The sequence below is a fragment of the Microvirga arvi genome, assembly GCF_016892765.1.
GTDB lineage: Bacteria > Pseudomonadota > Alphaproteobacteria > Rhizobiales > Beijerinckiaceae > Microvirga > Microvirga arvi.
In genome coordinates this window covers 19150-42290 of record NZ_JAFEMD010000044.1, presented here as the reverse complement: position 1 = coordinate 42290, position 23141 = coordinate 19150, and the positions used below count along the sequence as shown (strand labels likewise).

Here is a 23141-nt window from a genome sequence, read left to right as displayed (position 1 = left end):
GTCCACTCCGCGCCCGGCCTCGGCTCATGCCTCAGCTTAACGACACCGTCTGTCAGATTAAGTCCAAACTACTTCAAGTTACTTGAGTGCCGATTGGATTAGACCTGCCTGACCGAGCCGCCGCACATGATAAAGCATTGAGGATTACGCCAATCCCTCCGCGCGGCAGTCGTTCAAGAGGGAGGACTCACTTCGGAGAAAGACCCCTCACGCGAAGCTCAAGACGGATAGCGCGCAGCCGCCGCTTAAACTCAGCCTCCCGCCGTTTGAACTCATCACGCAACTCGCTGAGTCGGGTGAGTTGGCGCTCATGCTCCTGGAGCAATTCGGCATCGCTCAGCTCTGTGGTTGCTGAGAAGAATTGGACCCCGCCTTGGATGAGGAGGCGAATCTTCCGAATGGTTGACGGTCCAACCCCTGGGAGTTTCAGCAGCTCATCATCAGAGATTTTTGCCATTTCAGATATGGATGGACTGCGACCGCCAAAGTGCTCCCGGATGCTGGCCTGAACTCGGTACTCCAAAAGCTCGATTGGAAAGACATCCTCTTGTGGCACTCATACCCTCATCACAAAGCCGTGGACCACTACTGTAACCTTGGCTTTGTGGAGCGACAGGACCACTATCCTAATGCTCTGATGCCTATCCCAAAAGAAGCGCTGAGGTAGACTATAACAACGGAATGGAACCAAGCCGCCTGAAGGTCTTGGACAAGGACAAACCCAAGTACAATTATTCCAGCCTCACCGCTTCTGGGCCTGTCTGGCAGGTGCAACTTCGATGTCTTCCTTCATCAGGATGGCTACATGCCGGTGAAGCGCCGCGTTCCCTGAACGCCTTGAGGTAACTGACTCACTTCGGGCGGGGTGATAACAACCATCGCCTGGGTGCCGGACTGGGACCTGTTGGAGGCCAACATGAGGGCTGCCCAACGGGCCTCTTCCTCGGATGAGTAGAGGTGCAGGGTACGTCCTTGGCAGGATACAGACCAGAGGTCCTCCTGCTCCTGCTTCACCTCGAAGCACTCCATCTTGGTCGCTCCTTCCAAGCATAATAGGAGCGTACCAGTGCGCCTCATCTCAGCAACAACTCAGGTGAGGTAGGACGCCTCAGGAGGCTAATCTAAACCGCAGGCACGAGTGATAGGTGCTTTGCTGTCTGCGGGTGCGCAGTCTGCTTTTGTGGCGGTCCTCACCGTGTGCTCTCTCCAATTCTCCCGAGGCAATGCTCGCCATAGCCCCGTTAACAGTTCAGTTACCTTTCGGGCGCAGCCTCGTCCCTGTGCCATGTGGCACAGTCGTTCTCCCTGGATGGTCGCACCAGCGGCCCACCTAGAGCGCCAGCAGAATGGGCGCTCTTTCTTTGCAGCCCCTCGTCACCAAGAGCTAATCCAAGCTCGTCGCTCGCATGATGCGTTTGCGCACGGTTCGTTCAGGGGAGGGGGTGTAAAATCATCGCTGACATCCCTTTCAAGGGAGGGGATCATGTCTCGCGAACGGCAAGCGCAGTGGACCCATCGGCTTGAGCGCCTGCACGCCCTGAGGGAGCGCTTTACGGCAACCCACCGCTATGACCAAGCATACGAGGCCTACCTCGCTATCCAGCGTGTGTATGACCGATGGGCTGATGAGATGTTTCGCTCAGCGCGATAGCCCTCCGGCTCACGGGGCGGCTACCCCTCAGTACGCGGCTGGATGAGAGGCTGCGACCGATTGAGCAGCCAGCGCGGACGCAGGCTGACAACCCAGTGCCGGGCCGAGGCTTTGGCGATGGACAGCCCCGTATCACATTCGGTGGGCTTGGGAGCCCGAGACCGGTCGTAGTGAAAGAGGTCATCCTCGGGACGATGGCGGGCTGTGCAGGTGTAGGCGGTGCTCTGCAGGCTCATGAGCGCTCCCCATTCTTTGGGTCAGGACAACGGCAGAGCTTCTGCAGAGTTCCAGGGGCGCCATGAAGAAGGCTGCGTTGGTGAGAAGCTTGGAAGTCCGCCCACTGCTCAAGCAGCACAGGGGCAGGCATCTCTGGGTACCCGAGCCTTGATGGTTGGATAGCCAAGCCTAGAGCAAAGGTGGGGAAGAAGGTGGGGAAGAGTTTTGTTGTCCATCATCTTTCGTAATCTTTTCAGTATCTTACGATAAAATGATGGCGGAGACGGAGGGATTCGAACCCTCGATACCCTTTTGGGGTATGCTCATTTAGCAAACGAGTGCCTTCAGCCGCTCGGCCACGTCTCCACGCGGCAAGGCAGGATCGGGATCCTGCTTCGCAGGTGGCGCAATAGACGCGAAGAGGGTCCTTTCGTCAAGGTGCAAAATCGCCTGCTCCGAGGCTGAAACGTGGCGTTTCGGACAAGGGCGGCAAGCAGCGTTCCGAGACTGGGTTGCGCCCTCAAGCATCTGGAAGGCGCCGGAACGACAGGCCGGAGACTTCTCAGGAAGCAGGGGCAGCCTCCGCTTGTGCATAGAGGTCCCTGATCTCTTCCAGGCTGCGGATTGGAGGACCCGAAGGTCTGACGATGACGGCGCTCAACTGCCTGAACTTGTCGTCGGACCACTCCTCCACGACCAGGGTCACCGCCTCTCGAAGAGGCAGGGTCGCGACCTTGCCCGTCATCGTGAGGCTGCCCGATCCCTCGATGGGGCGGTTCAGGGCGAGGAGATCAACCATCTCGTCTAGACTGTAGGCTCCTGTCACAATCCTCTCCAATGAACATTCAAAGCAATCTTGGCTATTGGGCATCCAATTGTGGCAACTGAATGCCCAAGCTTGCGGCAAGCTTGCCAGGTTGGAGAAAGGGAGCCGACAGGCGTTCTCTCCTGATGGAACCCGGAGACGGGATGCACGCCAGAAGTTCAGTTCAGATTTGTCTGCCGTGAGCTTCCTCGAGAGCCCATGACAGCTCCGGCAGAATCGTCCGCATCATCCGGGATGATGAGTACGGATACGGCGTGGCCGCTGGAGGCGAGAACGTCCGCCGCATCGAAGGCGGAGCGCTCAGCATCCTCACGTGTTGCAAATGCTGTCTGCCTTCGATCTGAGTAGGTGACCAGCCACTCGCCCTCGAACTTAAAGACGACAAACCGATCCGTATGCATCAGCCTCTCCCCCGCCTCGTTGCGAAACGAAGTCAGACAAGCCTATCCGATTGGCCGGTCAGATGGAGGAAACGATAGAGGTAGTGGCAGGTACAAAAGGATGAACACCTTCAAGCCGAAGGAGGAGAGACTCGATTGCTGCCTGTTGGGAGATAACGTAGTTCTGGGAGCGAAAGGTGCGACGGACGCAAGGGAAGCGCCGGACGAGTGCGCTCTCAGGATGGATCCCAGGAGCGCACAATCATCCATACATGCTCGGTATAGGCTACCGCTCTGCTAGAGGTCGTTCTCGGTCGGAAGCCGCCCCTGCGGAGTGTACTTGTCCACCGCCTGCGGAAGATTCTGCGACAGGCGCGAGAGAAGCTCCTCGCGCGACAGGCCGGTCTGCTGCGTGAGGGTCGCCAGCACATCGGGACCGATCGCTTGTTCCAGCTGTTGGGGGGCTACTTCCTTGTTGGGGCCGGTGCCGACCCAGGAATCGGCCACGTCCCCGTGGCCGCTCTGGCGGAAGCTGTTGATCAGCTCGCCCAAGCCGCCGCTCACCAACCCTCCCGGGCTGGTGTTGCCGCCCAGGCCGCCCAGCAGGCCGCCGAGGCCCCCAAGACTCCCCATTCCGCCAAGGCTTCCCGGTGCACCCGGCTGCTGCCCTTGGCCTCCCGGCGCACCGCCTGCATTGCCCGAGAGTCCGCCGAGCATCTCGGCAATCTTGTCCCTGTTCTGGTACCCGGCGACAGCCAGAAGTCCCAGAAGAGCTGTCATAGATGGAAAGCCGCGACTCATGTTGTTTCTCCTCGTTCGATGGACGGGAATTGCAGTTGGGCTAAAAGAGTTCCCGCAAAAAGCACAGGACCCGCGGAGCCGACCGACTGTATCGCGACAAAAGCTCCGCCAGGGGGAGCACTTCCAGTGGGAGAGGCCACTTAAGGAGGATCATCCCTAAAAGTATTCCTGCTCACGCCTGCTGGAAATTATTCTAAGGAGCCCAATGGAGGTCTGTTCGCGGCATATGCATAAGCCGAAATGACAGCCTTAAGTTTAGCGGAGCAAGGCTGAGCCTATAACCAATGCCAACGCGTAATCCCACTGAAAACGGCTTGTACCATATGCGGGGCAACACTTTCTGAAAACTCGTGCAGGGAGTAGCCAGCCATGGAAGAGGAACTGCGATACATCTTTTACGGTGGTGTCGAGGGTGCGTTTCAGAGAACAGACCTTTCGGATCTCTCGCTCCTGTCGTCCCAATTCGGTGCAGCTGCCTTCGGCTACACTGAAGGCCAGCTTTTGACCGGCTTCATCAGCTTTACGGGAGCGGCCCTCCAGCTGGTTGAGGATAACCTGCCGCCGGTGCCGCTGACAGCCATCGAGATCCCTATCGGCACCGAAGGACTCGACCTGTTGTTCCCGCAGCCACTCGTGGGCGATTACACGGAGGATGATCTCGTCGGCATCGATGATCCGATCCGCAATGCCATCGACATTCAGTTCACCGGCGCGCCGGATGATCCGCTCGCCTCCCTGTCCATGCGTCTCAGAGATCCCGGGTTGGGGGTCGGCGGGTTCGTAAGAGAGTCCGGCGCCACCTTCTCCAGCGATGCCGCCGCTCAAGCCCAGGTAGACGGCATATGGCTTCCCGAAAGCATTGTTCCGGACTTCAAGTCGGGCGGCTCGGGGAAAGACAATCTGCAGGGCAACGCCGACTACAACTTCCTGGCGGGTCTTTCAGGCAACGACACGCTCACCATCCAGAGCGGCAGAGGCTGGGCATGGGGCGGCAACGGTAACGACGTGATAAAGGGCTCGGAGGACGGTGCCGCCGGCCTCTTCCGCGGCGATTTCCTCTATGGCGGTGCGGGATCCGACACTATCTACGGCGCACGCGGCGGCGATGTCATCGAAGGGGGAGGCAATGCGGATGATCTGCGGGGCGAGGAAGGTGACGACATCGTTGGCGGCGGTGTCGGCAACGACACGGTGAGAGGCGGCAGCGGGGACGACTTCCTCGGCGGCCAAAGCGGATCTGATCGCATCTACGGTAACAGCGGTGCTGACAATATCGACGGCGATTCCGGCAACGATAAGATCGATGGTGGCAGCGGAAACGATACCATCCGCGGGAGACAGGGCAACGATCATCTGCGCGGCGGGCCGGGCAGCGACATCTTCGTGTTCGATATGGAGAACGAGGGACACGACACGATCTACGGGTTCCAGCGTGGCATCGATACAGTTCGGATCGGAGCAACCGGTCTGGAGAGCTTCGCGCAGCTGATCGCGACGGCCGTGGTCGACGATGGAGACGTCACCATCACCTACGGCGCAAACACGCTCACCTTCGCCAACACGGCGCTGTCGTCTCTCAGGGCATCTGATTTCGATATCCTGTGATACGCCCGGGGAAAGCTCTACCCCCGACCTTCAAGGCGCCTGCGCCCCGGCTCTTCCGGGGCGCTTCGTTTCCTGCCGATCAGGCTCCGTAAGCAACAAAAAACGGGTTGGCACGGGTGCAGAAGACTTTACTTTACCGGACGGTACCCGAAGCCGGGTGCCGATCAGCCGCATGGTGCTCGGCAAAGGGGACTCGATGAAGACGTTCGATGTGGCGGTGATTGGGCTCGGAGCCATGGGCAGCGCCGCTCTCTTCAACCTGGCACGACAGGGGCGGCGCGTCGTCGGCATCGAGCAGTTCGAGCCCGCGCATGACAAGGGATCGTCGCATGGGGAGAGCAGAATCATCCGGCTCTCCTATTTCGAACATCCGTCCTACGTTCCCCTGGTTCGCCGTGCTCTCGAGAAATGGCGCGAGTTGGAGGAGTTGTCCGGCCAGACGATCCTGACCGTGACGGGCGTTCTCGAAGCGGGCTATCCCGGAGCATCCATCGTAAGCGGATCCCTTGAGGCCTCCCGGCAGCACGATCTCACCCACGAGGTGCTGAGCGCGGCCGACATCACCCGGCGCTTTCCGGGCTTTAGGGTGCCGTCGAACTGGACCGGCCTGTTCCAGCCTGAGGGCGGGTTCCTGCGGCCGGAGTTGGCCATCCGGGAGTTCATGCGTCAGGCGGAGAACCATGGAGCCGAGACCCGCCTGAGCACACGCGTTCTGGCGATCGAGCCCTTCGGAGCCGGCATCCGCGTGCGGACGGAGGCCGAGGTGATCGAGGTCGGATCGGTAGTCATCGCGGCCGGTGCCTGGATCGGCGATTTCGCGCCCGAACTCAAGCCCCATCTCAAGATCACGCGCCAGGTGCTCGGCTGGTTCTCGCCACTGGATCGGTCTCTCTTCACCCCGGATCGCTGCCCGGTCTTCCTGCTCGAATCCGAGGACGACGCCTGCTACGGCTTTCCCGACTTCGCCGGCACCGGCGTCAAGATGGCCTCCCATCGGGAGGGGCTGGCCCTGCCTGCGGCGGAAGCCCTTGTGCAGGATGGCAATTCCGCCGACGAGGCGCAGATCCGGCGGATGCTCAAGCTGGCGATGCCCGATGCAAACGGTCCCCTCCGGCAGATGCGCACCTGCATGTATACCCGCACGCCGGACGAGGATTTCGTGATTGATCTCTCGCCCGCCGACCCGCGGGTCGTCCTGGCATCGCCATGCTCGGGGCACGGCTTCAAGTTCGCCAGCGTGATCGGGGAGGTGCTCGCTGACCTTGCCTTAGGGAAGGCTTCAAGGAGCGACATCTCCCGTTTCCAGATCAGCCGGTTCGGAGCACAATCGTCTCGAGGCACCACGCATAAGAAGCAGGAGGCAACCCCATGAAGAAAGGCTATGTCCATTCCCTCTCTGCCCTGGCTCTGCTCGCCGGCATGGGCTTCGCCCGGGCGGAGGAGATCAGAATCGCCGTGGCGGGTCCCATGACCGGAGCCGTGGCCAGCATCGGCGAGCAGCTCAAGAACGGAGCGGAGCTTGCCGCACAGGCCGTCAACAAGAACGGCGGCGTGAACGGCAACACCATCAAGGTCGTCGTCTATGACGATGCCTGCGATCCCAAGCAGGCCGTGGCCATCGCCAACCGCATCGTGTCGGATGGCATCAAGTTCGTGGACGGGCATGCCTGTTCCGGATCGTCGATTCCCGCATCGGAGGTCTATGCCGAGGCCGACGTGCTGATGATGAGCCCGGCCTCCAGCAATCCGGCCATGACGGACAAGGCGGCGGAGCAGGGCTGGACGACGATCATGCGCCTCTACGGCCGCGACGATGCGCAGGGCAAGTTCATCGGGCCGTGGATCAAGCAGAACTATGGGACGAAGAAGATCGCCATCCTCCACGATAAGAGCGCCTACGGCAAAGGGCTCGCGGATGTGGTGAGAGCCTCCTTGAACGCTGCAGGCGTCAAGGAGGTGCTCTACGAGGGCATCAATGCCGGCGAGAAGGACTACACGGCGGTGGTCAACCGCCTCAAAAGCCAGGGCGTCGAGTTCCTCTATTTCGGCGGATATCACACCGAAGGCGGCCTCTTGATGCGACAGGCCGCCGATCAGAACTATAAATTCCAGCTGATGATGGGCGACAGCCTCGCGACGCCCGAATTCGCATCGGTGGCAGGGCCTGCTGCGGACGGTACCCTGTTCACCTTCCCGCCGGATGCCCGCGGCAGCGAGACGGCCAAGGAGGCGCTGGGCCAGTTCAAGCAGATCGGTTTCGAGCCGGAGGGCTTCACCCTGTTCTCCTACGCGACGGTCCAGGCTATCGCCGGCGGGATTGCCAAGGCGGGCAGCACGGATCCGAAAGCCGTCGCCAAAACGCTGCGCAGCACCACCGTCGATACGGTTATCGGGCCGGTCACCTTTGATCAGAAGGGCGACATCAAGGATCCGAAATACGACATCAATGTCTGGAAGGGCGGTGCGTACACCAAGCTGACCCAGTAAGCACCGGCTCGGTCAACCAGGAAGGGCGGCTCGGGGATGGGCCGCCCTTTTCTGTTCAGTCCTGTGCCACGACCTCGTCCGTCTTGGCAGGCATGAGGTGCTCGATCGAGACCCAGTCCGTGCAGGCTCTGAGTATCGGAGCGAGATAGGCGCGGTTGCCCTCGATCTCGACAACGCGACATGGATAGGCCCTGCGGTCTCCTGGCGGGCGATAGATCACCGTTGCCCCAGGCCTGATGTCCTCGCCGGTGTGAGCGGGCGGCGCCTTGATCGCCGGGGATTTTTGAGCCTTCTGGTTGTCCTGAGTGAGAGAATTTTGCCGGGCAGCGCGGTAGCGCTCCAAAGCCTCGATCGCGACCCTGGCACGGTCTCGATAGCGATCGCTGACCACCCTCATGAGAGTCCCCTTCTCCCGTCCCGGATACCAAGTCACGCCACCGATCTTGGCCAACTCTTCTGCAACGACTTCAATCTCTTCCTCTGTCATTGGCTACAATCCCACTTGAGCATTCATGAAGTGCTCAGGTCTTGTGACGGCACTCGTGTGACCTGTTCATCGAGTGCTTTAGCCCCCAGAAATTTCTTGTTCTTCAGTCCGGCGCTTGGCGTCTGGTTGCGTCGAACAGATGAGATCAGGCTCTCAGTTCCATCATGCGCTGCTGCAGGATGGCGAGTTGCTGGATGTAGGGTTCGCGCCGCTCTTGGTGCCGTGTTTTGAGCTTCTCGAGGGCACGGATCTTGATGTTGGTGTCTGGTGATGCGCTGCTCAGCCTCTCGCGCTCCTTTTCGTAGTCGAAATCCAGATCGGCCAGGGTTGCTAGGAGCGATTGCATCAAAGGTTGGTAAGTAGGCGAGTAGATTCTTGGAGCCCCATTATTGGGTTTATCTTTATGAAACTTAATATCATCCATTTTCTTCCTCGTATTAACTTAGCGTTAATAGAGTTTTAAGGTACTAAGTCGGGGTTACCTCGTCTGTTGGGTTCCCGACATAACTAAAAGAAATCCTCCTTCGTTTTCATGCCTATGTGTTCCTTCACACATAGTTGAACGGTCACATGGGTTCAGTCGCACCGGAGCGCACCGGGCAGAAGTCTGTCGAAGCTTTGGCAGATCGCCTGGTAGCACTCGCACACCATTTCCTCGAGGCCCTGCCGGTTGGTGATTCTGATGGTGCCCCTTCCCTGGACGATGAAACCTCCTTTCTGAAGTACGCTCGTGACGCTGCTCACCGTTGATCGCTGAACGCCCAGCATCTCGGCCAGTGTTTCGTGGGTGAGGGGAATGTCGTCCTTATCGGTCCGGTCGCGTGTGCTCAGGATCGCGCGGCAGCAACGGGCTTCCACGCTGTGGACGGCGTTGCAGGCGACCGTCTGCAGCGTCTGCGCGAGAAATGCCTCGGTAAAGCGGAAGAGGACCTGCCGCAGGTTCGGCCTGCTTGAGACTGCCTCGTTGAGGCGTTCCAACGCGACGCGGGATCCGGTGCCCGGCACCTGGGTGATGTAGCGCCCGAAGGATTGTCGGGTAATGAGCGCAGAGATGAATCCAAGAGCGCTCTCCCTGCCGAAGACGGCCATTTCGACCGACCCGCCGCTTTGGAGAACCGTCACGAGAGAGACGACTGCATCATGGGGAAAATAAGCATGCCGAATGGGCTCCCCCGTCTCGTAGAGAACCTTGCCGCGCGGCAGATCCACAATCTCGAGATGAGGCTCAAGCCAATAGAAGTCTTCTGGCTCCAGAGCGGCAAGGAGCCGGTTCTTGCGGTTAATGGCAGACTTCGGACCATCCCTCACGGCACGGGTCACCATGTTGCGCAGATTTCCATCAAAGGAAATCAAGCATCTGTGCAGGATTATAGTAACACAACTTGAAGCTGAGGTATGGCCTTTACCTCTTTTGAACCGGCAATTCGGGCCTGACGCTCCGCTCCTCCAAAAAACGATCTTGATGCGCTTCCGGCATCATCCATAGCTGACAAACGCCTCCGGCCAAGCTTTGTGCCATCCCCGGTGTGCATGCCTCCAAAGAGCAAGGCGGAGCCGGCCCTTGGAGTTTCTCTCGGAATTCGAAGGACGTGGTTCGGTGCTGGCGTCATAGGCCCATGCGCTGAGATGTTGGCTAAACGGGTTTACCGTTCGCAAGGATGGCTTCAGCATGGCTGAAGATCGAATCCATGAGCTGGAAACTTCGCATTGAGCACGCCATCATCTTCGTCTCTTCAGGACTTCCCCGCAGACCTTGCCGACTGGTCGGGCGTTCAGCTTCTTGAGGCTTATGCCCGCAAGGCGACATCGCCTGTTGACGTCGCAAAGGCCGTGATCGCCCGGATCGAGGTTTGTGAGCCGCAGCTTCAGGCGCTCTACGCTTTCAGCCCGGAGGCTGCGCTCCGCGACGCACAGGCGTCCGAGCAGCGCTGGATGAAAGGCGAGGCGAGGGCGCTCGACGGAGTTCCGGCGACGATCAAGGAGAACATCGCCACCAAGGGAACGCCCGTGCCGCTGGGCACCGCCGCGCGCCCGCTCGTTCCGGCCGCAGAGGATGCTCCTGCCGCGGCGCGCCTGCGTGAGGATGGTGTGGTCGTTCTCGCCAAGACGACGATGCCTGATTACGGGATGCTCTCCTCAGGCCTCTCCAGCTTTCATCCGCTCACGCGCAACCCGTGGGATCTCTCGAAGAATCCCGGCGGCAGCTCCGCGGGTGCAGGGGCCGCGGCGGCCGCCGGCTATGGCCCGTTCCACATCGGGACCGATATCGGCGGCTCGATCCGCCTGCCGGCATCGTGGTGCGGGATCTTCGGCTTGAAGCCGAGCTTCGGCCGCATCCCCATCGACCCGACCTATTACGGCCGGGTGGCGGGGCCGATGACCCGCACCGTGCGCGATGCGGCGCTGATGATGCGAAGCCTCACGCGTCCGGACGTGCGCGATCCCATGAGCCTGCCTTATCAGGACCTGCCGTGGCTCGACCTCGGCCTCGACATCAAGGGCTTGAGGATCGGCGTCATGATGCAAGCCGGCATCGGCATGCCGCTCGACCCGGAGATCCGCGCCGTCATCGAGCGGGCCGCGAAGATTCTTGCCGATGCCGGCGCCGTCATCGAGGAGGTGCCCGCGTTCATCACCCGCGAGATGCTCGACGGGCTCGACGATTTCTGGCGCCAGCGCGCCTGGATGGACATGGCTCCCTTGAGCGACGAGGAGCGCGGAAAGATCCTGCCCTACATCCTGCAATGGGCCGAAGGCGGGAAGAACCTGACGGGCTCGCAGGTCTATACCGGCATGAACCAGATGATGGTGATGCGCCATGCGGCGGTCGCCGCCACGCAAAGCTTCGACTTCGTGATTTCGCCCGTGGCGCCCTGCGTCGCCTACCCGGCGGAACTCGCATCGCCGATCCACAACCCGGAAGAGCCGTTCGAGCATATCGGCTACACGGTCGCCTTCAACATGTCGGACCAGCCGGCCTCATCCGTGAATGCCGGTTTCACGCAGGCGGGCCTGCCCATCGGCCTCCAGATCATCGGCCGCCGATTCGACGACGTCGGGGTGCTCCGGCTCTCCCAGGCCTGGGAGGAGATGTGCCCGGACAGGCGGCCCTGGCCGAGGGTTTAGCCCGAAGAGCGCCATCCTCTGCGTCATCCCCGGACTTGTTCCGGGGATCCACGTCTTCGAGACCTCAAAAACATGGATGGCCGGGACGAGCCCGGCCATGACGGATGTGAGCGACATCGAGGACAAGGTAAACGGGTTCCCCGTTCAGGCTCGTGCTGATAAACAGCGGCCATGACGTACAAGGTTGCCGCTCTCTATCAGTTCGTTCCGCTGCCCGATTTCCGGGAGGTGAAGGATCCGCTTCATAGGCTCTGCACGGATCTGGAGATCCGGGGCACGCTCCTGCTCGCCCAGGAGGGGATCAACGGCACCGTGGCCGGAACGGAGGAGGGTATCGATGCGCTGATGGTCGAGCTGCGGGAGGGGCCGCTGTTCTGGGGCCTTCTCGACAATCTGGAGCTGAAGTTCTCCACCGCGTCCGAGATGCCGTTCAAGCGCATGAAGGTGCGGCTCAAGAAGGAGATCGTCACGCTGGGCGACCCGCAGACCGATCCCCTGCGCCGGGTCGGCTCCTATGTCTCGCCCGCCGAGTGGAACAGGCTCCTGGAGGAGCCCGGTATCGTTGTCCTCGACACGCGCAACGACTTCGAGGTCGAGATGGGCACATTCGAGGGTGCCATCGATCCCCGGATCAAGCGCTTCAGCGAGTTCAAGGATTTCGTGAGGAACGAACTCGATCCGGACAAGCACAGGAAGGTCGCCATGTTCTGCACGGGCGGCATCCGCTGCGAGAAGGCCAGCTCTTACATGCTGGCCCAGGGCTTCGAGGAAGTCTTTCACCTGAAGGGCGGCATCCTCAAATATCTGGAAGATGTGCCGGAGGCTGAGAGTCGGTGGAAGGGTGAATGCTTCGTGTTCGACGAGCGGGTTGCACTTGGCCATGGGCTTGTGGAGGCAGGAGGACTGAGCGATGACCAATCCTGATTCCGTCCATGCCCATATCGAGGCCCTGGAGGTGCGCGTCGCCTACCAGGATAAGATGATCGAGGACCTGAACCAGGCCGTCATCGATCAATGGAAGCAGATCGACAGCCTCAAGCGCCAGCTCAATGAGGTGCTGGACCGGGTCCAGGAGGTCGAAGACAACGCTGGGGGGGTGGCCGCGCCGGAGCCCCCGCCACCTCATTATTGAAACTAGAATCGGTCGTCCCGGGGCTGCGCAGCAGAACCCGGGATCACAAGCTGATACTGGCGCTGGTTCACCTGTCCTTGAGGAAGAGGGAGGTCATCGCCTCTTCCTGTACGCGATCCCGGATCTTCGCTGCGCTTCATCCGGGATGACTCCAATGCTGGACGCTCAGAAGCAAGCCGGCCCTCAGTTCCCACAAGTGCCAAAATTTTTTTCACACCCTCTTGAACGGTGAAGTTCGTCCAACCAAATCATCGACCGCGGAGGCCCGAACGGCTCCGCTTGAGCGAGTTAACAGACTGATATCATTGGAGGAAGCTTCATGAAGTTCCGTCCTTTGCATGACCGGATCGTGGTCCGGCGCATCGATGCCGAGGAGAAGACCGCAGGCGGGATCATCATCCCCGACACCGCCAAGGAGAAGCCCCAGCAGGGCGAGGTGATCGCCGTCGGACCTGGCGCCCGCAACGAGCAGGGCCAGCTCGTCCCCCTCGACGTCAAGGCGGGCGACACCGTGCTCTTCGGCAAGTGGTCCGGCACGGAGGTGAAGATCGATGGCGAGGATCTCCTGATCATGAAGGAGAGCGACATCATGGGCGTGCTGGAAGAAAGCATCGCCCAGAAGAAGGCCGCCTAAGGCCAATCCCACAATCAGAGTCACATATCGTTACGTCTCATAGGAGTGACGAACAATGGCTGCTAAGGAAGTCAAATTCGCCCTGGACGCTCGTGACAAGATGTTGCGAGGCGTCGATATCCTCGCCGATGCCGTGAAGGTCACGCTGGGTCCCAAGGGCCGCAATGTGGTGATCGAGAAGTCCTTCGGGGCGCCGCGCATCACCAAGGACGGCGTCACCGTCGCCAAGGAGATCGAGCTCGCCGACAAGTTCGAGAACATGGGCGCCCAGATGGTGCGCGAGGTCGCATCGAAACAGAACGACCGCGCCGGCGACGGCACTACGACTGCCACCGTTCTGGCCCAGGCCATCGTCCGCGAGGGCGCCAAGGCGGTTGCCGCCGGCATGAACCCGATGGACCTCAAGCGCGGCATCGATCTGGCTGTCGAGGCCGTGGTGGCGGATCTCAAGAAGAACGCCAAGAAGGTTACGTCCAACGACGAGATCGCCCAGGTCGGCACCATTTCGGCCAACGGCGACGCGGATGTCGGCCGCATGCTGGCCGAAGCCATGCAGAAGGTCGGCAACGAAGGCGTGATCACAGTTGAGGAGGCGAAATCTCTCGAGACCGAACTCGAAGTCGTCGAGGGCATGCAGTTCGACCGCGGCTATCTCTCGCCGTACTTCATCACCAACGCCGAGAAGATGCGCGTGGAGCTGGAGGATCCCTACATCCTCATCCACGAGAAGAAGCTGTCCGGCCTCCAGGCCATGCTGCCCGTGCTGGAAGCCGTGGTGCAGACCGGCAAGCCGCTCCTCATCATCGCTGAGGACGTGGAAGGCGAGGCGCTTGCGACGCTTGTGGTCAACAAGCTGCGTGGCGGCCTCAAGATCGCGGCCGTGAAGGCTCCAGGCTTCGGCGACCGCCGCAAGGCCATGCTCGAGGACATCGCCGTCCTCACCGCCGGCCAGACGATCTCCGAGGACCTCGGTATCAAGCTCGAGAACGTCACCTTGCCGATGCTCGGCCGCGCCAAGAAGGTGGTGATCGAGAAGGAGAACACCACCATCGTCGACGGCGCCGGCCAGAAGGCCGACATCGAGGCCCGCGTGGTTCAGATCAAGGCGCAGATCGAGGAGACCACCTCGGACTACGATCGTGAGAAGCTCCAGGAGCGTCTGGCCAAGCTCGCAGGCGGCGTCGCGGTGATCCGCGTCGGCGGCGCGACCGAGGTCGAGGTGAAGGAGAAGAAGGACCGCGTTGACGACGCCATGCACGCCACCAAGGCGGCGGTCGAGGAAGGCATCCTGCCCGGCGGCGGCGTGGCCCTGCTGCGCGCCCTGAAGGCGCTCGACGGCGTGAAGCCTGCCAATGACGATCAGAAGACCGGCGTCGAGATCGTGCGCCGCGCGCTCCAGGCTCCGGCACGCCAGATCGCCATCAATGCAGGCGAGGACGGCTCCGTGATCGTCGGCAAGGTGGCGGAAGCTGCTGGCTACTCCGCCGGCTGGAACGCTCAGACCGGCGAGTATGGCGACCTCTACAAGTTCGGCATCATCGACCCGGCGAAGGTCGTGCGTGTCGCGCTCGAAGACGCCGCCTCCGTCGCAGGCCTCCTGATCACCACCGAGGCGATGATCGCCGAGAAGCCGAAGAAGGAAGCGGCTCCCGCCATGCCTGCCGGCGGCATGGACTTCTAAGCTCCGGCTTCGACCGACAAACCGGGACGGCGCCGTGGAAGCGGCGCCGTTTTCATTGTGCCGATGATCTGCCAAAACGGAGCGCACGCTTCGCACGAGACATCATGGCAGATCGCTGGTGGCAAAGGCCTCTCGTCAAACCTCAGGCCCTTCAGGCTGGAGATCGTGTTGCCATTGTCTCCACGAGCTGGGGCGGGCCTGCCGTTTTCCCTCACCGCTATGAAGCGGGTAAAAAGATTCTGGCAGACTCCTTCGGGCTCGAACCTGTCGAGATGCCTCACGCCCTGCGCGAGGCAGATTGGCTCGACCGAAACCCGCAGGCGCGGGCCGAGGACATTCATGCCGCTTTCGCCGATCCGTCGATCAAAGGCGTCATCGCCAGCATCGGCGGCGACGATGCGATCCGGCTGATCCCGCACATCGACCTCGACGTCATTGCGGGCAACCCGAAGGTCTTCCTCGGATACTCGGATCCCACCGTGCTCCATTTCGGCTGCCTCAAGGCCGGCCTCGGCTCATTCTATGGTCCGACGATCATGGCGGGTTTCGCCGAGAATGGCGGCATGCATGCCTTCGCCGTGAATGCGTTGCGCAAAGCCGTCTTTCAGACGGCTGCCATCGGTGAGATTGAGGCGAACGGGGAAGGATGGACCGTCGAGCACCTGCCCTGGAAAGATCCCGAGAACCAGAACCGGCGCAGGAGGCTGACGCCTTCGACCGGGCCTCGAACCCTGCAGGGAAGCGGCATGGCGCAAGGCCATCTCATCGGAGGCTGCGCCGAAGTACTGGAGATGCTGAAAGGCTCCGACTGGTGGCCGCCTCTGGATTACTGGAACGGCGCGATCCTCTTCATTGAGACGTCGGAGCATGCCCCGTCGGCTGCCCAGATGCGCTGGTGGTTCCGCAACTACGCGGCTCAGGGAATCCTGCGCCGCCTGTCCGGCATCGTTTTGGGACGGCCCGGCGGGCAGACCGACGAGCCCTATCGGAGAGATCAGGAGGCAGCCGTCGTCCGTGTCCTGGACGAGGCCGGCTTGCCGCATCTGCCCGTGCTCGCGGAACTCGATTTCGGGCACACCGATCCGATCGCGACGCTGCCCTATGGGGCGATGGCCGAGATCGATTGCGCCCGCTCGCGCCTGTGCATCCTGGATGCGGGCGTTCGTGATGCGTAGCACATCAGGCGGATCCCGCCTTTGAAGCAGTCCTGTATTCCCTTTCCTCACGCGCGTCTTTGGACGGCGTGAAAAACCGGATCCCCTACGCAGCGGGACGATGCACGAACTGGGCAGAGACTAGGGTTGGGCGTCGGCAAATTCCGGCTGTCCGGTCTTCGGTGTGATCGAGCCCACTGCATCCTCGGGCGCAGCCTTGCGCAGTTGCTTCACAAACGCCATCAGGCTGTTGCCCGGCCCTAGCTCAGGGTCGAGATGGGTCAGCATGCTGCTGTCGAAAGGCTCCTCCTCGACCGCACCATCGATCATGATCGTTGTCTTGATCCCGGTTGCGACATCGAAGGTCACGGACTTGATCCTGGTCTGGAACCGCTCCGTGAGCGGCTCTGCGATGGCAGGAGCCGTGGTCGGGCGTGACGTTGCGGCCCGGATTGCGGACACCTTGAGGGGAGCGAGCGTCTGTTTAGGGGTCTTGTTGTCCGAGATCTGACCAAATTGCTTGTCCTGCGGCTTGGGACCTTGGCCTGTCCGGCGCTCCGGGACGGGTTTCGGCGCCTCGGCAGCCTGATCTTTTCCGGAAAGCAGTTGCTCAAGCTGCTTCTGGGCCTCTGCGGCCTCCTTTTGGGTCTGAGAGCCGAAAGCTGCGGCTAACGGGAACTTGGTCTTTTCCTCCTCGGCCCTGGCTTTCACTGCTTCTGCAGCCTTGGCGGCCGCGATCCGCCTTTTGGCCTCGGCCGTCTGGGCGATGTTGTTCGTGCTGTAGGAATACTGCTTGCCGTTGATCTCGTAGCGAACCAATCGGGCTTCGGCTTGATGGGGCATGGCTCCCAGCATGAGGACTGAGGCTCCAAGCAAAATAAACGTCTTGTTCACTGGCCTATAAGAGCCTGTTGGCCCTTCCCCTTGTTCCAGTAGAAATTCAATGACTGAATGTGGCGGACCTGTGACGCGATATAACTTACTTTATGACTCCTTAGAGGTATGCTGAGGAAATACTGATAATTATTTGCGGTGAAGTTTCTCATGCGTGGAATTTAATTGCATTTGATTTTTTGCTTGCGATAAGATTTACTTCAAATACTTTATAACATGGTATTTACTCCGGCGTTCATGTCGTGACCAATGCCGATCTTCGCCTCGGCGCGTTCCTCGGCCATTCCCTGCAGGCAAGATTGGCAGATGCTCTGCACAGAGATCAGACTGCGCAATATGCGTCCGGCCGGATTGTCTGGTGCGGGGTTTTTGTTTGGCTGCATCCAGTGCATGGCTCAGTTGACATCGATCGGGCTGACGTTGCCTTGCGGACCGGGCGTGCAGACCTGATCTGTTAGATTGAAACCGCCCGCCTCATGCATGTGAAAGACGCTCCGCTATGCCTCCCTTTTCGATCCTCGACCTTGCGCCGGTTCCCGAAGGCTTCACGCCGTCGGATGCTCTGCGCAATTCCCTCGATTTGGCGCAGCATGCCGAGAGGTGGGGCTACAATCGCTTCTGGCTGGCCGAGCACCACAACATGGTGGGCATCGCCAGCGCGGCGACGAGCGTTGCGATCGGCCACGTCGCTGGCGGCACGAAAACGATCCGTGTCGGGGCGGGCGGCATCATGCTGCCGAACCATTCGCCGCTGGTGATCGCCGAGCAGTTCGGCACCCTGGACGCCCTCTATCCGGGCCGCATCGATCTCGGCGTCGGCCGGGCGCCGGGAACCGATCAGCGCACGCTGCGCGCCTTGCGCCGCGATCCCGCCGCCGCCGATACCTTCCCGCAGGATGTGGTGGAGCTGCAGGCCCTGCTGGGGCCAGTGCAGCCGGATCAGGTGATCCAGGCCGTGCCGGGGGCGGGCTCGAACGTGCCGATCTGGATCCTCGGCTCCAGCCTGTTCGGCGCGCAGCTTGCGGCCATGCTGGGCCTGCCTTACGCCTTCGCGTCGCATTTCGCACCCGGCGCTCTGATGCAGGCGCTTCAGGTCTATCGCGAGCGCTTCCAGCCCTCCGCGCAGCTTGAGCGGCCTCACGCCATGGTCGGCGTCAACGTGATCGCGGCCGATACCGACGAGGAGGCGCGGCATCTCTTCACCTCGGCGCAGCAATCCTTCACCAACCTGTTCCGCGGCGCCCGCGGCAAGCTGCAGCCGCCGATCGACGACATCGAGAGCTATTGGGCGCCGCACGAGAAGGCGCAGGCGATGAACATGCTCTCGTGCTCCTTTGTCGGCTCAGCCAAAACTGTGCGGGAGGGGCTGGAAGGCTTCATCGCTGAGACCGGCACGGACGAGCTCATCGTCGCTTCGGCGATCTACGATCACGGCAAGCGCCTGCGCTCCTACGAGATCCTGAGCCAAGTTCGTGAAGCATTGAGCAAGGCGGCTTAGACGCAATCTTCCCTCCCCCTTGCGGGGAGGGGTAGGGGTGGGGGTCGCAAAGTCAGAGCACCGCGCTTCAAGGGTCAATCAAGCAAGCCGATACAGCGTCTAAACTGCAGACCGGGCACCCAGTCATACCACCCCCACCCTTCATCCCTCCCCGCAAGGGGGAGGGAAATACGCGCCATGCCTTGATGAGGAAGCCTCTGAGGAGGTCGAGTGTAGTCCTCATGGGTCCTCTCAAGCGGCCGCGCCTCTTCCCTTCAATGTCGGGTCGAGCGCATCGCGCAAACCATCACCCAGCAGGTTCAGGCCGAGCACCGAGAGCGCGATGGCGATGCCCGGCGCGATGGCGAGGTGAGGGGCCTGCGAGAGATAGGTCTGCGCGTCGCTGAGCATCCGCCCCCAGCTTGGATTCGGCGGGCGGACTCCGAGGCCGAGATAGCTCAGGCCCGCTTCGGTCAGGATGGCGAGCGCGAGCTGGATCGTCACCTGCACGATCAGCGCGCCCGCGATGTTGGGCATCACGTCTTCCCAGGTGATGCGCAAGGGATGCTTGCCGATGGCGCGCGCGGCCGCGATGTAGTCGAGCGTCCAGACCTGAAGCGCGACGCCGCGCGTGACGCGGGCGAAGACCGGCACGTTGAACACTGCAATCGCCAGGATGGCCGCCAGCGGCCCGGAGCCGACGAGCGCGCCGATCATGATGGCCGAGAGCACCGCCGGGAAGGCAAAGACCACGTCCGACACGCGCATGGCGATCTCGTCGGCGATGCCCTTCCACGCCGCCGCAGCGCAGCCGATGGCGGTGCCGATGGCCGCACCCAGCAGAACCGCGGGCCAAGCGATGGAAAGCGAGTTCCAGGCCCCGACCATGAGCAGCGAGGTGACATCGCGGCCGAAATGATCCGTTCCGAGAAGGCCCATCTCTCCAGGGCCTTTGAGGCGCATGGCGACGCGTACTCGTGTCGGCACTTCCGGCGTCCACACCAGCGACACGAGGGCGGTAACGATGAGAAGCGCCGTGAGAATGCCGCCGACGACGAGAGCGGAGTTCAGCGGAATGCGCGAACGCTTGCTCATGACCGCCCCCTCAGGCGCGGATCGAGGATCGCGTAGCCGATGTCGACGAGGAAGTTCACCACGATCACGAGGCCGGAGAAGATCAGCACGATGTCCTTGATCACCACGAGGTCGCGCTGGTTGAGCGCCTGATAGGCGAGCCGGCCGAGGCCGGGCAGGTTGAACACGTTCTCGACCAGGATCGCGCCGCCGAAGAAAAAGGAAAGCTGCAGGCCCAGGATCGTCGTGACGGGAATGAGCGCGTTCGGCACCACGTGGCGGCGCAGCGTCGCGCCCCTGTCGACGCCCTTGGCGCGGGCGGTGCGCACGAAATCGGCGCCGATCACTTCGAGCGTTGCCGAGCGCGTCACCCGGGTCAGAACGGCAGCCTGGGGCAGGGCTAAGGCGACCGCCGGCAGGAGGAGCGCCTGCAGGGCAGGGCCGATGCCGGCGCTCCAGCCGGGAAAGCCGCCGGCCGGAAACCAGCCGAGCCACGTGGAGAAGAACAGGATGAACAGGAGCCCGATCCAGAAATTCGGCACCGCAACCCCGAGCTGGCTGAACACCAGCACGGCGCGATCCACAGCTCCGTCCCGGCGCGCGGCTGCCGCAACCCCGAGCGGAAGCGCAAGCGCGGTCGAAATCAGGATGGCGAGCAGGCTCAACGGCAGCGTTACGTTCATGCGTTCGGCGACCAGCGTCGAGACCGGCATCTTGTAGGTGATCGAGGTGCCGAGATCCCCGTGGAGAAGGCCGCCGATCCAGTGCAGGTAACGCACGAGCGCCGGCTGATCGAGCCCGAGCTCCTGCCTCAGGGCGGCGAGCGTATCCTCCCGCGCGGCGGTGCCGAGCATGATGGCGGCCGGATCACCGGGCAGAACCTCCAGGATCAGGAAGATCGCCAGCGACACGAACAGCAGCGTCACCGCGAGGGAAATGAGGCGTGAGAGGATGAGGCGCAGCATGTGTTTACGCTCGGCCTTTTCCCTCCCCCTTGCGGGGAGGGGTAGGGGTGGGGGTGGAACGACCGGGTGAGCGGTCAGGTAAGAACGGCGCTGTATTGACCTCATGCTTCCATGATAAGGCGCAAAATCCCGACTTTACGACCCCCACCCTCAATCCCTCCCCGCAAGGGGGAGGGAACCCGCGTTCAATGCCGCCAGAATTGTGTCCAGAACACTCTCGATCGCAGTCATTACTTCCCTGTTCGTGAACCGGACAACCCTAAATCCATGATTGCTAAGATAGCTTGTTCTGCGTTCATCGTGAGGAGCATTGGCGTCGTAGCCATGCTGATTTCCATCGACCTAAATGATTAGCTTCGATGCCAGACAGCAGAAGTCTGCCACATAAGGACCAATCGGAATCTGACGGCGGAAGTGTCCCCGCTCCATAGGGAGTCTATATCGCAAGTGCCACCAGAGTTTTTTCTCAGGCTCAGTGAGGTTTCGGCGTAAGAACCGCGCGCGGTTCCGTAGCCTCACCGAGGGTCTGTTCGAAACATCCGTGATCCAACCGTTCGTCATGGCTCCGACTGCGCCGTCAGATCACTCCGTCCACGAAACCTCGGTCACGTCGTTCGACGGGATCGGCGAGTTTTCCCACAGGCCCTGCACCTTCGCGTTCCACACGCCGAGCTTCGGCAGCTGGAAGAGAAAGAGGGCAGGCACGTCCTCGGCCAGGATTTTCTGCGCCTCCGCATATTTCGCGAAGCGCGCCTTCTCGTCGGTGGTCTTGGCGGCCTCCGCGAGCACGGCTTTGAACCTGTCGTTCTTGTAGTTGAAGTAGTAGGTGTCGCGGGCGAAGATATCGATGTCGAGCGGCTCCGTGTGGGACACGATGGTCATGTCGTAGTCCTTGTTCTTGAACACCTCCTCGATCCACTTGGCCGGAAACTCGGTGGGGATGATCTTCAGATCGACGCCGGCTTCCGACAGCATGGCGGAGAGCAGCTCCGCCGAGCGGCTGGCATAGGCCATCTGGGGCGATTTGATGGTGATCGACAGGCCGTTGCCGTAGCCCGCCTCCTTCAGCAGAGCCTTGGCCTTCTCGACGTCGTAGGGGATCACGTTCGTGGTATCCACGAAGGCAGGATTATTCGGCGAGAAGAAGCTGCCGATGGGCTTGCCGAGACCGGAATAGGCGCCTTCGACCAGCGCCTTGCGGTCCACCGCATGCATCAGCGCGCGGCGCACGCGCACGTCGTCGAACGGCTTCTTGGCATTGTTCATGCCGGCGACCGTTTCGCCCTCCGTGTTGCCGGCGACCGCCTTGAAGCGGGCGTCCTTCTGGAACTCGGCGAAGAGCTCCGGTGCGCCGAGATTGGGGAAGGCATCCACGTCGCCGGCCTTGAGCGCCGCGACCTGCGCCTGCGCGTCGCTGATGAAGCGGAAGGTGACGCTCTCGAGCTTCACCTTGTCCTTCTGCCAGTAATCGGGATTCTTGGTCAGCTCCACCCGGTCGCCGCGGGTCCAGGACTTGAACTTGAACGGCCCGGTGCCGACCGGATTGGCCGCATTGTTCGCCGCCGTCTCGGGCGCCACGATCACCGCATCGCCCCAGCCGAGATAGTAGAGGAAGTTGCCCGAGGTCTCCTTCAGCTTGATCACCACCGTGGCGGGATCGGGCGTCTCGATGGAGGCGATGGGCGCGAAGATCTGCTTCTGCGCATTGGTCGATTTCGGATCGCGGGCGCGGTCGAAGGCGAATTTCACATCTGCGGAGTCAAAAGTAGTTCCGTCGTGGAACTTCACGCCCTCCTGCAGGCGGAAGGTATAGGTCAGCCCGTCCGGCGCAACCTCCCAGCTCTTGGCCAGCAGCGGCTGGACCTTGCCGGTCCGGTCGATGCGCACGAGGCCTTCATAAAGATTGACCCAGGTGACCTCGCGGATGGCAACGGGTGCGGCGACCGTCGGGTCGAGGCCCGGCGGCTCGATGGGCATGCCCACCACCAGGGAGGTCTTGGCGGCATAGGCCGGGATGACGCTGACGGAGAGGAGGAGGGCGGCAGTCAGGAAGCGCTTCGTCATCAGGCTTGAACTCCATCAGGCTTGGGCTGCGACAGGTCGCGATGACCGTAAGCTTACGCAGGATGGCGCCGGATGGAAGACCGTCATTACGGATTGTTCACTTAACTTCGGCTTCGGGGAGGCCTAAGCAGCTCCGGCGAAGACCCGCCGGTGCTGGCCCTTCCGGGAAGCTCCTGCCGGCATGGAAAGGCTTTGAGATGGCATTTGAGACCGCCCGGGTGCCCACCGCGAACGGCGCCCGATATCTCCAGCAGCTCTGCAAGCACTGGAGCCACAAGCTGGACGTTGAGCTGTCGGAAAACGAGGGTATCGTCCGCTTTCCGAGTGCGGTTGCGACCATGAGGTCGGATTCCGACGCCCTGACGGTGAAAGTGGAGGCCGAGGACGACGAGACGCTGCAGCGGATGAAGGGCGTCGTCGCCGCGCATCTCGACCGCTTCGCGTTCAAGGAAGCGCCGCTTCCGTTCGAGTGGCAGAAGCAATAGGT

The 23141-nt window shown here is 61.6% G+C and carries 24 protein-coding genes, 1 tRNA gene and 1 pseudogene; 12 read left to right on the top strand and 14 right to left on the bottom strand.

Annotation, left to right across the window (positions count from 1 at the left end):
• Positions 1 to 187: 187 nt before the first annotated feature.
• Both ILT44_RS22095 and ILT44_RS22090 read right to left on the bottom strand, forming a co-directional pair.
• Entirely contained in the window at positions 188 to 556 is a 369-nt protein-coding gene (locus tag ILT44_RS22095) for a hypothetical protein (RefSeq protein ID WP_204241771.1), read from the bottom strand.
• 245 nt (positions 557 to 801) lie between these two features.
• Entirely contained in the window at positions 802 to 1029 is a 228-nt protein-coding gene (locus ILT44_RS22090) for a hypothetical protein (protein ID WP_204241770.1), read from the bottom strand.
• A 454-nt stretch (positions 1030 to 1483) separates the two neighbouring features.
• On the opposite strand from ILT44_RS22090, the gene ILT44_RS22085 reads away from it, so the two are divergent.
• Positions 1484 to 1651 carry a hypothetical protein gene (locus tag ILT44_RS22085; protein ID WP_204241769.1) on the top strand — a complete coding sequence of 56 codons (168 nt, stop codon included), beginning with the start codon at positions 1484 to 1486 and terminating at the stop codon, positions 1649 to 1651.
• A 20-nt stretch (positions 1652 to 1671) separates the two neighbouring features.
• Here the strand turns inward: ILT44_RS22085 and ILT44_RS22080 are convergent, their stop codons facing one another.
• The 4 genes from ILT44_RS22080 to ILT44_RS22065 form a co-directional block, all read right to left on the bottom strand.
• Complete coding sequence (locus ILT44_RS22080; protein ID WP_204241768.1) at positions 1672 to 1887, bottom strand: hypothetical protein; 216 nt, start codon at positions 1885 to 1887, stop codon at positions 1672 to 1674.
• A 255-nt stretch (positions 1888 to 2142) separates the two neighbouring features.
• A tRNA-Ser gene (locus ILT44_RS22075) sits at positions 2143 to 2233 on the bottom strand.
• A gap of 196 nt (positions 2234 to 2429) precedes the next feature.
• Positions 2430 to 2693 (bottom strand): hypothetical protein, encoded by a 264-nt coding sequence (locus ILT44_RS22070; protein WP_204241767.1) that lies wholly within the window; start codon positions 2691 to 2693, stop codon positions 2430 to 2432.
• A gap of 677 nt (positions 2694 to 3370) precedes the next feature.
• Positions 3371 to 3874 (bottom strand): YidB family protein, encoded by a 504-nt coding sequence (locus ILT44_RS22065; protein ID WP_204241766.1) that lies wholly within the window; start codon positions 3872 to 3874, stop codon positions 3371 to 3373.
• Between the two features lie 369 nt (positions 3875 to 4243).
• On the opposite strand from ILT44_RS22065, the gene ILT44_RS22060 reads away from it, so the two are divergent.
• From ILT44_RS22060 to ILT44_RS22050, 3 genes are all read left to right on the top strand, one after another.
• On the top strand, positions 4244 to 5479 hold the full coding sequence (locus ILT44_RS22060) for a calcium-binding protein (RefSeq protein ID WP_204241765.1): 1236 nt from the start codon (positions 4244 to 4246) through the stop codon (positions 5477 to 5479).
• A gap of 196 nt (positions 5480 to 5675) precedes the next feature.
• Positions 5676 to 6851: an N-methyl-L-tryptophan oxidase gene (gene solA / locus ILT44_RS22055; protein ID WP_204241764.1), complete on the top strand. Its 1176-nt coding sequence runs from the start codon at positions 5676 to 5678 to the stop codon at positions 6849 to 6851.
• Positions 6848 to 7966 carry an ABC transporter substrate-binding protein gene (locus tag ILT44_RS22050; protein WP_204241763.1) on the top strand — a complete coding sequence of 373 codons (1119 nt, stop codon included), beginning with the start codon at positions 6848 to 6850 and terminating at the stop codon, positions 7964 to 7966. The genes solA and ILT44_RS22050 overlap by 4 nt, the downstream gene beginning before the upstream one ends.
• A 55-nt stretch (positions 7967 to 8021) precedes the next feature.
• Here the strand turns inward: ILT44_RS22050 and ILT44_RS22045 are convergent, their stop codons facing one another.
• The 3 genes from ILT44_RS22045 to ILT44_RS22035 all read right to left on the bottom strand — a co-directional run bounded on the left by ILT44_RS22045 (position 8022) and on the right by ILT44_RS22035 (position 9776).
• Complete coding sequence (locus ILT44_RS22045; RefSeq protein WP_204241762.1) at positions 8022 to 8453, bottom strand: hypothetical protein; 432 nt, start codon at positions 8451 to 8453, stop codon at positions 8022 to 8024.
• 145 nt (positions 8454 to 8598) lie between these two features.
• Positions 8599 to 8877 (bottom strand): hypothetical protein, encoded by a 279-nt coding sequence (locus ILT44_RS22040; protein ID WP_204241761.1) that lies wholly within the window; start codon positions 8875 to 8877, stop codon positions 8599 to 8601.
• 152 nt (positions 8878 to 9029) lie between these two features.
• Positions 9030 to 9776 carry a Crp/Fnr family transcriptional regulator gene (locus tag ILT44_RS22035; protein WP_204241760.1) on the bottom strand — a complete coding sequence of 249 codons (747 nt, stop codon included), beginning with the start codon at positions 9774 to 9776 and terminating at the stop codon, positions 9030 to 9032.
• Between the two features lie 384 nt (positions 9777 to 10160).
• Here ILT44_RS22035 and ILT44_RS22030 point away from each other — a divergent pair, with 384 nt between their 5' ends.
• From ILT44_RS22030 to ILT44_RS22005, 6 genes are all read left to right on the top strand, one after another.
• Positions 10161 to 11579: an amidase gene (locus ILT44_RS22030; protein ID WP_204241759.1), complete on the top strand. Its 1419-nt coding sequence runs from the start codon at positions 10161 to 10163 to the stop codon at positions 11577 to 11579.
• Between the two features lie 171 nt (positions 11580 to 11750).
• A complete protein-coding gene (gene trhO / locus ILT44_RS22025) occupies positions 11751 to 12503 on the top strand; it encodes an oxygen-dependent tRNA uridine(34) hydroxylase TrhO (RefSeq protein ID WP_204241758.1) in 753 nt (250 codons plus the stop codon).
• Positions 12490 to 12711, top strand: a complete 222-nt coding sequence (locus tag ILT44_RS22020; RefSeq protein WP_204241757.1) for a SlyX family protein — start codon at positions 12490 to 12492, stop codon at positions 12709 to 12711. The genes trhO and ILT44_RS22020 overlap by 14 nt, the downstream gene beginning before the upstream one ends.
• A 319-nt stretch (positions 12712 to 13030) precedes the next feature.
• Positions 13031 to 13345: a co-chaperone GroES gene (groES, locus tag ILT44_RS22015; RefSeq protein WP_204241756.1), complete on the top strand. Its 315-nt coding sequence runs from the start codon at positions 13031 to 13033 to the stop codon at positions 13343 to 13345.
• A 55-nt stretch (positions 13346 to 13400) separates the two neighbouring features.
• A complete protein-coding gene (gene groL, locus ILT44_RS22010; protein WP_204241755.1) occupies positions 13401 to 15026 on the top strand; it encodes a chaperonin GroEL in 1626 nt (541 codons plus the stop codon).
• A 104-nt stretch (positions 15027 to 15130) separates the two neighbouring features.
• Entirely contained in the window at positions 15131 to 16201 is a 1071-nt protein-coding gene (locus ILT44_RS22005; RefSeq protein ID WP_204241754.1) for a S66 family peptidase, read from the top strand.
• A 120-nt stretch (positions 16202 to 16321) separates the two neighbouring features.
• Here the strand turns inward: ILT44_RS22005 and ILT44_RS22000 are convergent, their stop codons facing one another.
• Positions 16322 to 17023 (bottom strand): hypothetical protein, encoded by a 702-nt coding sequence (locus tag ILT44_RS22000; protein WP_204241753.1) that lies wholly within the window; start codon positions 17021 to 17023, stop codon positions 16322 to 16324.
• A 550-nt stretch (positions 17024 to 17573) separates the two neighbouring features.
• Here ILT44_RS22000 and ILT44_RS21995 point away from each other — a divergent pair.
• Complete coding sequence (locus tag ILT44_RS21995) at positions 17574 to 18572, top strand: LLM class flavin-dependent oxidoreductase (RefSeq protein WP_204241752.1); 999 nt, start codon at positions 17574 to 17576, stop codon at positions 18570 to 18572.
• A 231-nt stretch (positions 18573 to 18803) separates the two neighbouring features.
• Here the strand turns inward: ILT44_RS21995 and ILT44_RS21990 are convergent, their stop codons facing one another.
• The 4 genes and pseudogenes from ILT44_RS21990 to ILT44_RS21970 all read right to left on the bottom strand — a co-directional run bounded on the left by ILT44_RS21990 (position 18804) and on the right by ILT44_RS21970 (position 22654).
• Positions 18804 to 19646, bottom strand: coding sequence for an ABC transporter permease (locus tag ILT44_RS21990; protein ID WP_204241751.1), 843 nt, complete (start codon positions 19644 to 19646; stop codon positions 18804 to 18806).
• Positions 19643 to 20590, bottom strand: coding sequence for an ABC transporter permease (locus ILT44_RS21985; RefSeq protein ID WP_204241750.1), 948 nt, complete (start codon positions 20588 to 20590; stop codon positions 19643 to 19645). Before ILT44_RS21985 ends, ILT44_RS21990 begins: the two co-directional genes overlap by 4 nt.
• 150 nt (positions 20591 to 20740) lie before the next feature.
• Positions 20741 to 21151: pseudogene (locus tag ILT44_RS31065) on the bottom strand (endonuclease domain-containing protein).
• A 21-nt stretch (positions 21152 to 21172) separates the two neighbouring features.
• On the bottom strand, positions 21173 to 22654 hold the full coding sequence (locus tag ILT44_RS21970) for an ABC transporter substrate-binding protein (protein WP_204241748.1): 1482 nt from the start codon (positions 22652 to 22654) through the stop codon (positions 21173 to 21175).
• 197 nt (positions 22655 to 22851) lie between these two features.
• Here ILT44_RS21970 and ILT44_RS21965 point away from each other — a divergent pair, with 197 nt between their 5' ends.
• On the top strand, positions 22852 to 23139 hold the full coding sequence (locus ILT44_RS21965) for a DUF2218 domain-containing protein (RefSeq protein ID WP_204241747.1): 288 nt from the start codon (positions 22852 to 22854) through the stop codon (positions 23137 to 23139).
• Positions 23140 to 23141 lie beyond the last annotated feature (2 nt).

Coding starts and splice junctions, on each gene's coding strand:
- ILT44_RS22060 (WP_204241765.1), top strand. CDS start 4,244: ATGGAAGAGGAACTGCGATACATCTTTTACGGTGGTGTCGAGGGTGCG.
- ILT44_RS22050 (WP_204241763.1), top strand. CDS start 6,848: ATGAAGAAAGGCTATGTCCATTCCCTCTCTGCCCTGGCTCTGCTCGCC.
- solA (WP_204241764.1), top strand. CDS start 5,676: ATGAAGACGTTCGATGTGGCGGTGATTGGGCTCGGAGCCATGGGCAGC.
- trhO (WP_204241758.1), top strand. CDS start 11,751: ATGACGTACAAGGTTGCCGCTCTCTATCAGTTCGTTCCGCTGCCCGAT.
- groL (WP_204241755.1), top strand. CDS start 13,401: ATGGCTGCTAAGGAAGTCAAATTCGCCCTGGACGCTCGTGACAAGATG.
- ILT44_RS22085 (WP_204241769.1), top strand. CDS start 1,484: ATGTCTCGCGAACGGCAAGCGCAGTGGACCCATCGGCTTGAGCGCCTG.
- ILT44_RS21965 (WP_204241747.1), top strand. CDS start 22,852: ATGGCATTTGAGACCGCCCGGGTGCCCACCGCGAACGGCGCCCGATAT.
- ILT44_RS22080 (WP_204241768.1), bottom strand. CDS start 1,887: ATGAGCCTGCAGAGCACCGCCTACACCTGCACAGCCCGCCATCGTCCC.
- groES (WP_204241756.1), top strand. CDS start 13,031: ATGAAGTTCCGTCCTTTGCATGACCGGATCGTGGTCCGGCGCATCGAT.
- ILT44_RS22005 (WP_204241754.1), top strand. CDS start 15,131: ATGGCAGATCGCTGGTGGCAAAGGCCTCTCGTCAAACCTCAGGCCCTT.
- ILT44_RS22045 (WP_204241762.1), bottom strand. CDS start 8,453: ATGACAGAGGAAGAGATTGAAGTCGTTGCAGAAGAGTTGGCCAAGATC.
- ILT44_RS21990 (WP_204241751.1), bottom strand. CDS start 19,646: ATGAGCAAGCGTTCGCGCATTCCGCTGAACTCCGCTCTCGTCGTCGGC.
- ILT44_RS21995 (WP_204241752.1), top strand. CDS start 17,574: ATGCCTCCCTTTTCGATCCTCGACCTTGCGCCGGTTCCCGAAGGCTTC.
- ILT44_RS22040 (WP_204241761.1), bottom strand. CDS start 8,877: ATGGATGATATTAAGTTTCATAAAGATAAACCCAATAATGGGGCTCCA.
- ILT44_RS21970 (WP_204241748.1), bottom strand. CDS start 22,654: ATGACGAAGCGCTTCCTGACTGCCGCCCTCCTCCTCTCCGTCAGCGTC.
- ILT44_RS22020 (WP_204241757.1), top strand. CDS start 12,490: ATGACCAATCCTGATTCCGTCCATGCCCATATCGAGGCCCTGGAGGTG.
- ILT44_RS22000 (WP_204241753.1), bottom strand. CDS start 17,023: ATGCCCCATCAAGCCGAAGCCCGATTGGTTCGCTACGAGATCAACGGC.
- ILT44_RS22065 (WP_204241766.1), bottom strand. CDS start 3,874: ATGAGTCGCGGCTTTCCATCTATGACAGCTCTTCTGGGACTTCTGGCT.
- ILT44_RS22090 (WP_204241770.1), bottom strand. CDS start 1,029: ATGGAGTGCTTCGAGGTGAAGCAGGAGCAGGAGGACCTCTGGTCTGTA.
- ILT44_RS21985 (WP_204241750.1), bottom strand. CDS start 20,590: ATGCTGCGCCTCATCCTCTCACGCCTCATTTCCCTCGCGGTGACGCTG.
- ILT44_RS22035 (WP_204241760.1), bottom strand. CDS start 9,776: ATGGTGACCCGTGCCGTGAGGGATGGTCCGAAGTCTGCCATTAACCGC.